Source organism: Kribbella aluminosa (assembly GCF_017876295.1).
Classification (GTDB): Bacteria; Actinomycetota; Actinomycetes; order Propionibacteriales; family Kribbellaceae; genus Kribbella; species Kribbella aluminosa.
The window spans coordinates 664,593-676,204 of the sequence record NZ_JAGINT010000001.1; the positions used below are offsets into that span (position 1 = coordinate 664,593).

Sequence of the window (11,612 nt, forward strand, 5' to 3'; positions counted from 1 at the left end):
TCTTCACAGGCGGGGGCGGATGACGTGGTCGGCGTGGGCGGTGGCGTGCGCCTCGCCGACCTGGCGGCACAGGTCCATCAGGTCCTGCTCGTTCCACACCTGTTGCTTGGCCTTCGGGCCGAGGGCGGTGATGTGGTCGCGGGCCCGCAGCAACCGTTGGAAGACCCGCTCCCGCTCGGCCGGGTCGTCGGTGTACTCGGGATCGAGGTACGCCGTCGCGTCCCGGCGGATGTGAGCCATCGCGGTCTGGGTCCGCCCGCGGGTGCTGAACAGCGACCCCAAGATCGTGATCAGCAGCACCGCCAGGATCACGGCCAGCGACAGGCCGGTACTGATCTCGCCGACCTCGACGTGTTCGCCGTCGTTCACGAACGGCAGGTTGTTCTCGTGCAGGGCGTGCAGGATCAGCTTCGCCCCGATGAACACCAGGATCGCGGCCAGCCCGAACGACAGGTAGATCAGCCGGTCCAGCAGTCCGTCGAGCAGGAAGAACAGTTGCCGCAGTCCCAGCAGGCTGAACGCGGTCGCGGTGAACACGACGTACACGTTCTGGGTCAGGCCGAAGATCGCCGGGATCGAGTCCAGCGCGAACATCAGGTCGGTGGCGCCGATCGCGACCATCACCAGCAGCATCGGCGTCAGCATCCGGCGCCCGCCGACCCTGGTGGTCAGCCGGTCGCCGTCGTACTCGTCGGTGGTCCGGAACAGCCGGCGGGCCAGCCGGACGACGAGGTTCTGCGCCTGGTGGGACTCCTCGGTCTCCGGCTTGAGCATGTTCCCAGCGGTCAGCAGCAGTGCGATCCCGAACAGGTAGAACACCCAGGAAAACGTGTGCAGCAACGCGGAACCGACGAAGATGAACGCGGACCGGGCGATCAGGCTGACGACGATCCCGACCAGCAGCACCTTCTGCTGGTTCTCCCGGGGCACCCGGAACCCGGTCATGATGATCAGGAAAACGAACAGGTTGTCGACCGACAACGCTTTCTCGGTGATGTACCCGGCGAAGTACTCCGAGCCCATCCCGCCGCCGCCGAGCACCAGGGTCCCGAGCCCGAACAGGATCGCGATGCCGACGTACAGCGCGGACCAGACGGCCGCCTCGCGCAGCGTCGGGACGTGCGCGGACCGGACGTGGAAGAAGTAGTCGAACAGCAACTGGCCGGCGATCGCCAGCAACGTCAGCACCCAGACCAGTGGGGACACCGTCATGTGCATACCCAACCATGGTGGATCGGTGCGTCTGCCCGCCTTCGAGAAAATTGCCTGAACGGCATCTTTGCTCTTTAAGCAAGTTCTGCTACCTTCGAGACATGGCCGAAGGGTTGCGGGAGCGGAAGAAGCAGGAGACACGGATCGCGCTGAGCTGGGCGGCGGTGCGGCTCGCGGTCGAGCGCGGGTACGGCAACGTGCGGATCGAGGACATCGCCGACGAGGCCGGGGTCTCGCTGCGGACCTTCCGGAACTACTTCGACAGCAAGGCGGACGCGATCGCCGCCCGCGAGGTCGACCGCAGCCTGCGGATCGCCGAGGAGCTCAGGGCGCGGCCGGCCGAGGAGCCGTTGTGGGTCGCGATCCGCGCGGCGATCGAGAAGCACTTCGCGCTCGGCGAGGAGGGCCACGGCGGGCAGCGGCCGCCGGACGACAAGTGGCTCGCCGGGATCCGGTTGATGATGACCGAGCCCGCGCTGCAGGGCGCCGTCGTGCGCGCCTACGCCCGGGCCGGCGAAGAGCTCGCGGCCGCGGTCGCCGACCGCACCGGTACCTCGGGTCTGTACCCGCGGCTCGTCGCCGAGGTGATCGGCGCGGCCCGGGCCGTCGTGATGGCGGAGTGGATGCGGGCCGATCCGCCCCGGTCGATCGCCGACCTGCTGGCCTCGGCGCTCGATCAGATCGAAGCGGGCCTGCCCGTCCCCGAATAACCGACCCAACTACTTGACTCCCGGCAAGCCGCCGGGATGGTCAGTCATGCCCGAATGGAGGGGTGTCATGGACACGGATGTGGTGATTGCCGGGGCCGGGCCGAACGGTCTGATGCTGGCGAACGAACTGGGGCTGGCCGGCGTCCAGCCGATCGTGCTGGAGAAACTGCCGGAGCGCAGTACGGCTCAGCGCGCGAACGGGCTGGTCGGCCAGGTGGTCCGGATGCTCGACCGCCGCGGACTCTACGAGCGGTTGAGCAGTACGCCTGGAGCCCCGCAGCCGGCTCCCGGGTTCGTGTTCGGCGCCATGCCGCTGCACCTGGAGATGCTGGAGGAGAACCCGGTCTACCTGCTCCAGACGCCGCAGGCACGGATCGAAGAGGTCTTGCAGGAACGGGCGCTCGAGCTCGGGGCGGAGATCCGGCGCGGCCACGAACTGCTCGGGTTCACCCAGGACGCGGACGGTGTGACGGTCTCGCTGTCCGGGGCGGACGGTGAGTACCAGCTACGGACCCGGTACCTGGTCGGTGCAGAGGGCGCGCACAGCCCGACGCGGAAACTGGCCGGAATCGACTTTCCGGGCGTCACGAACGACGCGACGGTGTCCCGGACCGGGAGCGCTGCGGTGCCGCCGGAGTGGATCGGGGACGGGATGCTGGAGATTCCCGGGTACGGCGCCGTCCCGCCGTTCCTGCACCAGCGCACGGAACGCGGGCTGTTCGTCTGGGCACCGTTCCCGGGACGGCTGCCGGCGATCAGCACGATGGAGTGGGATACGTCGACGGACGGTGAGATGACGTTCGAGGAGTTGCAGGCGAGCGCGGACCGGGTGCTGGGGGTGCACCTGCCGTTGGTCGTACCAACGGGCGAGGGCGTCCGCCAGCTCCGGCGGGTGGTCGGCGGAAACAGCCGGCTGGCGTCGAGTTTCCGTTCCGGACGCGTGCTGCTGGTCGGGGACGCCGCGCATGTGCACTCCGCGATCGGCGGTCCAGGGCTGAACCTCGGCCTGCAGGACGCGGTGAACCTCGGGTGGAAGCTCGCCGCCGAGGTCCAGGGCTGGGCGCCGCCGGGCCTGCTGGACACCTACGAGTCCGAGCGCCGGCCGGTCGGTGAGCGGGTGGTGATGCAGACCCAGGCGCAGTCCGCACTGATTGCTCCGGGCAACGACGTGACGGCGTTGCGGAAACTGTTCGGCGAGTTTCTGACCGATGCGGACAACGTGCGGCGGATCGCGGACCTGATCTCCGGCGCGGACATCCGGTACGCCGCCGGTGCACATCCGCTGGTCGGGCGTTGGGCCCCCGATCTGCAGGTGGACGACGTACGGCTGGCCGGGCTGATGCGTTCGGGCCGACCGCTGCTCGTCGACCTGACGCCGTCCGGAGCGTTCGCCGGAACACGTGTTCCGAAACAGGTCGAGGTACATGCCGGGCGGAGTGAGCGGCCGCTTGCCCTGCTGATCAGGCCGGACGGGTATGTCGCGTGGGCCGCCGAGCAGGACGGCGACGCCGAGCGGGACGAGCTGCGGGATGCGCTCGAACAGTGGTTTCAGCCGCGGCCTTTGACCAGCGCGACCAGGTAGCGGCAGGCCGAAGTACCTGGATTGTGGAACGTCGTCGGGAGTGGTGGGCCGAGCTGCAGGCAATCGCCGGTCTGCAGGTCGTGCACCTGTGATCCCTCGTGGAAACGCAGGTTTCCGTCCAGGATCCAGAGTTGCTGGTACTTGAAGATGTACGCGTCGGCCGGGTACGAGACCGAGGCCCCGGGCGGCAGTTCGACCTCCACGAGTTCCAGCGGGCCGTCGGTCGCCGGCGACACCGCCCGCCGGCGGTACCCGGTGGCCGGGTCCGTCCAGACAGGTTGATCGACGGCTCGGCGGAGCAGGTCGTCGGTGTTCTCGGCGCGAGCGACCAGTTCGGACAACGTCATCCCGAGCGCGCCGGAAAGTTTCCCCAGCAGTACGGCGGTGGGTTGCGCCTCGCCGCGCTCGATCTTCCCGATCATCGCGCGCGAGACCCCGGACTGCTCCGCCAAGGCGTTCACGGACAGGTCGTGGGCGACCCGCGCCTGCTGCACGGTCGCGGCCAGAGAACGAGACAGATCGTCAATCACGTTGCCACTATAGCGGCAGATGTGGCTACTATCGTGTCATGGTTCAGGTCAGAGACGCTTCGGCCGCCGATGCCGAAGCCTGCGCGGCAATCTACGCGCCCTATGTCACCGGCACCTCGATCACGTTCGAGCTCGAGCCGCCGACGGTCGCCGACATGGCCGAGCGGATCACGAAGGCCGTCGCCACCCACGCCTGGCTGGTGCTGGAGGACGACGGTCAGGTCGTCGGCTACGCGTACGGCGGCCCGATGAAGCCGCGGCCGGCGTACCGCTGGTCCTGTGAGGTCAGCGTCTACGTGAGTCCCACGCACCACCGCACCGGCGCCGGCCGCAAGCTCTACGAGGCCCTATTCGATCGCCTGATCGCCCGGGGCTACCGCACGGCCATCGCGGGCGTGACCTTGCCCAATCCCGCGAGCGAGGCGCTGCACAAGTCCTTCGGCTTCGAGCCCATCGGCGTCTACCGGAACATCGGCTGGAAACACAACGCCTGGCACGACGTCGCCTGGTCCCAACGGCCGCTGTCCGAACTCCGGGACCCGCCGGAAGAACCCCGCTAGCCCGCTACTTCGTCGGGTCGGTCATCGGCGGGCAGGAGTCGCCGGGCTTGGTGACGAGTTCGAAATGCCAGATCTCGTTGGAGAGGGTCTGGCAGAGGCCGTACCGGTTGCCGTTGCGGTTCAGCCAGTGGTCGGCGGCGGTGGGGCCGATGTCGACGGCGTGGCCGGTCACGTGGTGCGACTCGTCCGGGTCGGCGACGTACTCGAGGGCCTTCTTCTTGCTGCCGTACTTGCGGATCGCCTTCGCCAGCAGCTCTTCCTGGTACTTCTTGCTGCGCCACCCGGTGGTCACCTGCATCCGGATCCCGTCCGCCTGCATCGCGGTCTCGGCCGCCTGGACCGCCTTGCGGAGCGCGGGATCGAGCTTGGCGATCCCGGGCAGGCTGGTGTCGTACGCCGACGTGTGGTCGGGCAGTACGCCGTCCTCCGCGTTGGGCGGGCCCTTGTGCGTCGGGGCGGATCCGGTCGTCTGCGCGGATCCGGTCGTCTGGGCGCCGGCGGAAGGCGTTTCGTTCTGGGCGGAAACCGTTGTACAAGCAGCGACCGTGAGACTGATGACGGTGGCAACGATCGCCAACCCGGCCAGCACGCTCAGCCGGCGTCGGCGGCTACTTCGATCGGTGAGCATGCCGACAGTTCATCCGAACCGGTGTTGCCAGAACGTCTGGCATTTCCGATACGTTTTCGATACCTCCGGGAGTCGGTTGACCCGGGAGGGGGTTGGCCTGGTTCAGGGGCGAGGATGGTGTGGTGAGTGACGAGCGTCGTTCGGACGACCACCAGGTGAAGGTACGGCAGGCTGTCGAGGAGGACGATGCGGTGCTGCTCGCGATCGAGCGGGTCGCGTGGGACGCGTCGTCCGGGTTCCCGTCGTACGGCGAGACCCTGCAGGACTCGTTCTTCACGCGGAGCGGGCCGGACGCGCATCTGGTGGCGGAGTACGACGGGGTGGTGGTCGGGTACGTCCGGATCCAGGAGAAATACCCGTTTCCGGAGGGTTCCGGCGTACTGGCGATCAACGGGATCGCGGTCGCACCCGACGCCCGCCGGCTGGGGGTGGGCAACGCGCTGATGACCGCCACCACGGAGGAGGCCCGCAGCCGCGGCGCCCGCAAGATCAGCCTGCACGTCCACGGTGTGAACGCCCCGGCCCGGCACCTGTACGAACGCCACGGCTACGTCGTCGAAGGCGTCCACACCGCCGAGTTCATCATCGAGGGCGCCCCGGTGGACGCCCTCGACATGGCGAAGTTCCTCTAGCCGGACACGACCTAGCGACTGATCACCGGCGAGAAGATGTTCCAGATACTGCTCGTCCCCGGCACGTACACGCGGTACCGCCGGGTGCGGTTCGGGTAGTAGTTGTACGTCACCTGGCCGACGCTGTTCGTGGTCACGTAGGCCAGCCCCTTCCAGGTCGTCGTACCGATGTCCTGGTACTGGATCAGCACCTGCTTGTTGGCCCAGCGGACAGAGCGCCCGTCGTTGGTACGCCAGTACGAGACGGTGGTGAGCAGCGCCGTGCGGCTGCCCTTGCGGCCGCCGGTCAGCGCCGCGGCGGACGCGGACTTCGAGACCGAGGTGGCGCCGGAGAGGTCTGCGACCTTGACGCCGTTGAAGTCGGTCGCGCCGCCGGCGGGCTTCCAGGTGATGGTGCCGATCGGCGCCCCGGCGCCGGAGACGGTGAAGACGACCTCGCGGGCGTGGTAGAGGAACTGGAGTCGTCCCTCGGGGTACATGGTCGCCGCCGGGGTGCTCTTCCACACCGCGGTGTTGATCGTCGCCGGGCAGTTCGAGCCCAGCTTGGCGACGAAGTTGTTGTTCGCCGCGCCGATGGACAGCCGCGACGGAACGACGAGTGAGCAGGTCGCGGCTGCCTGTTGCGGGGCGGCTTGGGCGGCCTGGGCGGGTTGGGTGGTGAGCAGAGCGGCCGCCACGAGGGTGGCGGCCGGTGCGATGGTTCGGAGCTTCAAGAGTTCCCCCTCTTCGAAGTGTCGGGGGAACGGTAGCGGTTACGGGTTGAGGCCGTGGTCCCGGAGCCAGGGCTCGGGGTCGATCGGGGCGCCGCCGCCGGGGAGGACCTCGAAGTGGACGTGCGGGCCGGTGGTGTTGCCGGTCACGCCGATCCGGCCGACCATCGTCCCGGCCTGTACCGAGTCGCCGACCGAGACGTCGAACTCGGACATGTGGGCGTACGACGTGACCGTGCCGTCGGCGTGCCGGACCTTCACCTGGCGGCCGTACGCGCCTGCCCAGTCGGCCTGGATGACCTGGCCGGCCATCACGGAAAGGACCGGCGTACCGATCGGGGCGGCGAAGTCGAGACCGGTGTGCTTGTGCGCCCAGCGGCCGCCGGCCTGGTTGAACCGGGCGGTCAGGTGATAGCCGGTGGTCGGCAGCACGATCTTCGGCGCAGCGGCGGCGATTGCGGCCTGCTTGGCAACCTCCGCCTGCTTGGCGATCGCGGCCTGTTGGGCGATCGCCGCGGCCTTGGTGACCGCATCCGCCTTCGCGGCGGCGAGGGCCTTGGCGCTGTCGGCGGCCTTCTTCGCCGCGGCGGCCTTTGCGGCGGCCAGTGCGAGCGCCCGGCGCTGCGTCAGCGTCGCCGCCGCGGCCAGCTTGTCGGTGCGCTGCTTGTTCGCGTTCGACACGGCGGCCTTCTGCGCCGCGGCCAGCGACAGGTCGATCCGGGACATGTCCCGGGAGCCGAGGTCACGGCGGTCGATCCGGGCCGCGGTCAGGGCGTCGGCCTGCGCGGCGCTCAGGCCGGGGTTGTCGTTCGCTGCGGCCGGGCCGGTTGCGGACGACGCGAGAGCGACGGTCGTCGTCCCGGCAGCGGCCGCGAGTGCGGCGGTCAGACCGAGCAGGTTGTTACGGCGAGTGAAACCGCGACGGGAGAACCGGTGCTTGGCCACCCGGCGCGAGGCAGTCGGGCGACCGGACGCCTGCCGATCTACGTTCGGCGCGTCTTGGTGAGTGGGCACGAGAAGCCTTCCAGGGAGGGGAATCCGTCGATGAGGGGGTTCGACGGCTCAACGACCATAACGACGAGGTCTCGGCCCGCCCAAACACTGATTGCGAAAAGATGAACGAAATCGAACACGCTCGGTGAGGGTCTCCTGGCGCCCGGTGGATGCTCACGCGGGGACGCGCCGGGCAAGAAAGTCGCCGGACGGGTGACACGGATCACCCTTGGTTTGGCGCGGAGCGGGCCCTCCCGGCCGGTATAAGCCGTCCATATATTGAGAGCTTTGTCGACCCACTTACTATTCTTTCGAGCTCGTCCCATACTGAAATGACACCAGCGACGAGAGGAGACGGGCATGACGCGCAAGCCGCCGTACTACCGCCTCCACATCGACCTGCTCCGGGTCTCCAGCGCCCTCTGTCTGCGCTGACCCGCGTTCGCCACCCCGCTCTGCCCTTCGCCGCCGAAGGGCCCGCGAAGCCTGCCCACCGCCAGGGAGCCATCGTGTCCACCACTTCAGTCACGCCTGCGTCCGGTACCACCGGACCGCCGGCGACCGCCGTACCCCTTGAAACCGACCTGCCCGTGGTCGCCCGCCGGCATCCGTGGCGCTGGGTCGGTGTCGCGGCCGTACTGGTCCTGCTCGCGATGTTCGTGCACGGCCTGGCCACGAACCCCGGCTGGGACTGGCCGACGTTCTTCCAGTTCTTCGCCACCCGGACGGTCTTCTCGGCGCTCTGGGTGACCGTTCAGCTGACCGTGTACGGAACCGTGCTCGGGTTCGTGCTCGGCGCCGTACTCGCCTCCATGCGGTTGTCCAGCAGCCCGTTCCTGCAATTGGTTGCCTGGGGCTACATTTGGGCGTTCCGCTCGATCCCACTGATCGTGCAGCTGCTGTTCTGGTTCAACATCGCCTATCTGTACAAGGAACTCAGCCTGGGCATCCCGTTCGGCCCGGAGTTCGTGCACTTCAGTACCAACGACCTGTTCGGTCCGCTCGGCGCTGCCGTCCTCGGGCTCGCGTTGCACCAGGCGGCGTACGCCGCGGAAATCATCCGGGGCGGGATCATTTCCGTCGACGCCGGGCAAACCGAGGCGGCCGCCGCCCTCGGTATTCCGAAACTGCGGCAGTTTTTCCGGATCGTGCTGCCGCAGGCGATGCGCTCGATCCTGCCGAACGGCGCGAACGAGGTGATCAGCCTGTTCAAGGGCACCTCGATCGTCTCGGTGATGGCGATCCCGGAGCTCTTCTACCAGGTGCAGGTGATCTACGGCCGGAACAGCCGGGTCGTACCGCTCCTGATGGTCGCGACGGTCTGGTACATCGTGCTGACCACGCTGCTGTCGATCGTGCAGTACTACGTGGAGCGCCGGTTCGCCCGAGGTACGACGCGATGATCGACGTTCGTGGGGTGCACAAGAGCTTCGGGGATCTCGAAGTACTCAAGGGGATCGACCTCGAGGTGCCGGCCGGCGACGTGACCGTGATCCTCGGGCCGTCGGGCTCCGGGAAGTCGACGCTGCTGCGGTCGATCAACCATCTGGAGAAGGTGGACCGCGGCCTGATCCGGATCGACGGTGAGCTGATCGGGTACCGGCGGCGCGGCGACAAGCTGCACGAGCTCCGCGAGCGGGAGATCCTCCGGCAGCGCTCGCAGGTCGGGTTCGTGTTCCAGACGTTCAACCTGTTCGCGCATCTCACCGTGCTGCAGAACGTCGTCGAGGCGCCGGTGTCGGCACAGCGGCGCAAGCGCAGCGAGGTCGAGCCGTACGCCCGGGAGCTGCTGGAGCGGGTCGGGGTCGCCGAGAAGGCCGACGTGTACCCGCGGCAACTGTCCGGCGGGCAGCAGCAGCGGGTCGCGATCGCGCGGGCGCTGGCGCTGAAACCGAAGGTGCTGTTGTTCGACGAGCCCACCAGTGCGCTCGACCCGGAACTCGTCGGCGAGGTCCTCGACGTGATCAAGGAACTCGCCCGGGACGGCGCCACGATGGTCGTCGTCACCCACGAGATCGGCTTCGCCCGGGAGATCGCCGACACGGTGGTCTTCATCGACGGCGGCCGGATCGTCGAGTCGGGGCCGCCGCGCGAGGTACTCGACAACCCTGTCCACGAACGCACTCGCGCGTTCATCTCGAAGGTGCTCTGACTGATGAAACGGTTTCTTGTCCTTTCCCTTGCGTTGCTGACGCTGGCCGGCTGCGGCTCACAGGCGACGGCCGCGTCCGATACCGGTGTGAACACGTCCGCCGCGCAGGACCGGGTGGCCACGACGAAGAACGAAGCGGCGGCCGCGTTGCTGCCGGCCAGGGCCCGCGACCACGGCACGTTGGTGGTCGGCGCCGGGTTCGGCAGCGGCAGCGTGCCGCTCGGCTTCTACGCCGACGACAACAAGACCCCGATCGGGCTCGAGGTGGACATCGCGTACCTGGTCGCGGGCGCACTCGGGCTGAAGCCGGAGATCGAGGTGACGAGCTGGGAGAACCTGTTCCTCGGACTCGACTCGGCGAAGTACGACGTCGGGTTCTCGAACATCACCGTGACCGAGAAGCGCAAGCAGAAGTACGACTTCGCGACGTACCGGAAGGACGACATCGCGTTCGAGGCGAAGAAGGGCAGCAGCTGGCGGGTCACCAGCGGCAAGGACATCGCGGGGAAAACGATTGCGGTCGGTTCCGGAACGAACCAGGAGAAGATCCTGGTCGACTGGAACGAGGCGAACGTCAAGGCCGGGTTGCCGGCGGCAACGATCAAGTACTTCCAGAAGAACACCGACACGTACCTGGCGTTGAGCTCCGGGCGCATCGACGCGTACTTCGGGCCGAATCCGTCGATCGCGTACCACGTCAAGACGTCCGGCGAGACCGAGACGATCGGGAAGTTCTCCGGCGCCGGGCCGAAGTTGCAGGGGCTGATCGCGGCCACCACCAAGAAGGACGACGGGCTGGTGAAGGCGTACCAGGCGGCGCTGAACGCCGTCATCGCGGACGGCAGCTACGCCAAGGTGCTGGCCCGCTGGAACGTCGCCGGCGAGGCGGTCGAGAAGTCCGAGATCAACCCGCCCGGCCTCCCACTCACGAGCTGAGGACGACTGATGAGAAAACGTTTGATGCTGGTTTCCGCAGTGGTTTCCGCGGGAGCTCTGCTGCTGGGTGCCTGCGCCGACCCGCAGACCAGTACGTCGTCGAAGGCCTCCGAGGTCGCGTTCGACACGTCGGCGAAGCAGTCGCACATCACGTCCGCGAAGGTGGACCCGATCGCGGCGGAGCTGCCCGCGGCGGTGCGCGAGTCGGGGAAGCTGGTGGTCGGCAACGGGTCGGCCGGTGGCGGGCAGCCGCCGCTCGGGTTCACCGCGGACGACAACAAGACACCGATCGGTGTCGAGATCGACATCGCGTACCTGGTCGCGAGTGTGCTCGGGCTGCAGCCCGACATCAAGACGACGAGCTGGGAGAATCTGTTCCTCGGGCTGGACTCCGGGAAGTACCAGGTCGGAATCTCGAACATCGGGGTTTCCGAACTGCGCAAGGAGAAGTACGACTTCGCGTCGTACCGGCTCGGGCTGCACGCCTTCGAGGCCAAGTTGGGCTCCGGGCTGAAGATCACCGGCCCGGCCGACATCGCGGGCAAGACCGTCGCCGTCGGCTCGGGCACGCTCCAGGAGGCGATCCTCGTCGACTGGAACAAGCAGAACGTCGCGGCCGGCCGGAAGGCGGCCACCATCAAGTACTACCAGCAGTCCGCCGACACCTACCTCGCGCTGCAGTCCGGCCGGATCGACCTGTACCTGGGCCCGAACCCGAACGCGTCGTACCACGTGGCCACCCGGCATGAGACCGAGATCGTCGGCACCGTCTCGTCCAGCTATCCGGTCCAGGGGCTGGTCGCGGTCGCGACCAAGAAGGACGACGGCCTCGTGAAACCGCTGGCCGACGCGCTGAACGCGGCGATCGCCGACGGCAGCTACGCGAAGGTGCTGGCCAAGTGGGGCCTGCAGGGCGAAGCCGTCCCGAAGTCGCTGATCAACCCGCCCGGCCTGCCGAAGAAATAGG

14 protein-coding genes are annotated in these 11,612 nt (G+C 68.0%); 9 read left to right on the top strand and 5 right to left on the bottom strand.

The annotated features are described in order from the left end of the window. Positions 1–3: 3 nt before the first annotated feature. Positions 4–1,212 (bottom strand): TerC/Alx family metal homeostasis membrane protein, encoded by a 1,209-nt coding sequence (locus JOF29_RS03260; protein WP_209692736.1) that lies wholly within the window; start codon positions 1,210–1,212, stop codon positions 4–6. Positions 1,213–1,313: 101 nt separating this feature from the next. Here JOF29_RS03260 and JOF29_RS03265 point away from each other — a divergent pair, with 101 nt between their 5' ends. Beyond that, positions 1,314–1,922 (top strand): acyl-CoA-like ligand-binding transcription factor, encoded by a 609-nt coding sequence (locus JOF29_RS03265; protein WP_209692737.1) that lies wholly within the window; start codon positions 1,314–1,316, stop codon positions 1,920–1,922. 67 nt (positions 1,923–1,989) lie between these two features. Next, positions 1,990–3,504: an FAD-dependent monooxygenase gene (locus JOF29_RS03270; RefSeq protein WP_209692738.1), complete on the top strand. Its 1,515-nt coding sequence runs from the start codon at positions 1,990–1,992 to the stop codon at positions 3,502–3,504. On the opposite strand, the gene JOF29_RS03275 is transcribed toward JOF29_RS03270, so the two are convergent. Next, the gene (locus tag JOF29_RS03275; protein WP_209692739.1) at positions 3,471–4,034 is read right to left on the bottom strand and encodes a helix-turn-helix domain-containing protein; all 564 of its coding nucleotides are present in this window, start codon (positions 4,032–4,034) and stop codon (positions 3,471–3,473) included. The two genes, JOF29_RS03270 and JOF29_RS03275, sit on opposite strands and share 34 nt — an antisense overlap. A gap of 38 nt (positions 4,035–4,072) precedes the next feature. Here JOF29_RS03275 and JOF29_RS03280 point away from each other — a divergent pair, with 38 nt between their 5' ends. After that, the gene (locus tag JOF29_RS03280) at positions 4,073–4,594 is read left to right on the top strand and encodes a GNAT family N-acetyltransferase (RefSeq protein ID WP_209692740.1); all 522 of its coding nucleotides are present in this window, start codon (positions 4,073–4,075) and stop codon (positions 4,592–4,594) included. A 4-nt stretch (positions 4,595–4,598) separates the two neighbouring features. Here JOF29_RS03280 and JOF29_RS03285 read toward each other — a convergent pair whose 3' ends face one another. Then, the gene (locus tag JOF29_RS03285; RefSeq protein WP_209692741.1) at positions 4,599–5,222 is read right to left on the bottom strand and encodes a M15 family metallopeptidase; all 624 of its coding nucleotides are present in this window, start codon (positions 5,220–5,222) and stop codon (positions 4,599–4,601) included. Between the two features lie 122 nt (positions 5,223–5,344). Between JOF29_RS03285 and JOF29_RS03290 the strand changes: the two genes are divergently transcribed. Beyond that, positions 5,345–5,854 (top strand): GNAT family N-acetyltransferase, encoded by a 510-nt coding sequence (locus JOF29_RS03290; protein ID WP_209692742.1) that lies wholly within the window; start codon positions 5,345–5,347, stop codon positions 5,852–5,854. A gap of 11 nt (positions 5,855–5,865) precedes the next feature. Here JOF29_RS03290 and JOF29_RS03295 read toward each other — a convergent pair whose 3' ends face one another. Continuing rightward, complete coding sequence (locus JOF29_RS03295; RefSeq protein WP_209692743.1) at positions 5,866–6,567, bottom strand: hypothetical protein; 702 nt, start codon at positions 6,565–6,567, stop codon at positions 5,866–5,868. A gap of 39 nt (positions 6,568–6,606) precedes the next feature. Continuing rightward, entirely contained in the window at positions 6,607–7,509 is a 903-nt protein-coding gene (locus tag JOF29_RS03300) for a M23 family metallopeptidase (RefSeq protein ID WP_209692744.1), read from the bottom strand. Between the two features lie 408 nt (positions 7,510–7,917). On the opposite strand from JOF29_RS03300, the gene JOF29_RS45845 reads away from it, so the two are divergent. The 5 genes from JOF29_RS45845 (at position 7,918) to JOF29_RS03320 (ending at position 11,611) form a co-directional block, all read left to right on the top strand. Further along, a complete protein-coding gene (locus tag JOF29_RS45845) occupies positions 7,918–7,992 on the top strand; it encodes a putative leader peptide (protein ID WP_355483003.1) in 75 nt (24 codons plus the stop codon). A 74-nt stretch (positions 7,993–8,066) separates the two neighbouring features. After that, complete coding sequence (locus JOF29_RS03305; RefSeq protein WP_209692745.1) at positions 8,067–8,960, top strand: amino acid ABC transporter permease; 894 nt, start codon at positions 8,067–8,069, stop codon at positions 8,958–8,960. Beyond that, positions 8,957–9,709, top strand: coding sequence for an amino acid ABC transporter ATP-binding protein (locus JOF29_RS03310; RefSeq protein ID WP_209692746.1), 753 nt, complete (start codon positions 8,957–8,959; stop codon positions 9,707–9,709). The genes JOF29_RS03305 and JOF29_RS03310 overlap by 4 nt, the downstream gene beginning before the upstream one ends. A gap of 3 nt (positions 9,710–9,712) precedes the next feature. Beyond that, entirely contained in the window at positions 9,713–10,645 is a 933-nt protein-coding gene (locus JOF29_RS03315; RefSeq protein WP_209692747.1) for an ABC transporter substrate-binding protein, read from the top strand. 9 nt (positions 10,646–10,654) lie between these two features. Continuing rightward, complete coding sequence (locus tag JOF29_RS03320) at positions 10,655–11,611, top strand: ABC transporter substrate-binding protein (RefSeq protein WP_245357427.1); 957 nt, start codon at positions 10,655–10,657, stop codon at positions 11,609–11,611. The last annotated feature ends 1 nt before the right edge of the window (position 11,612 follow it).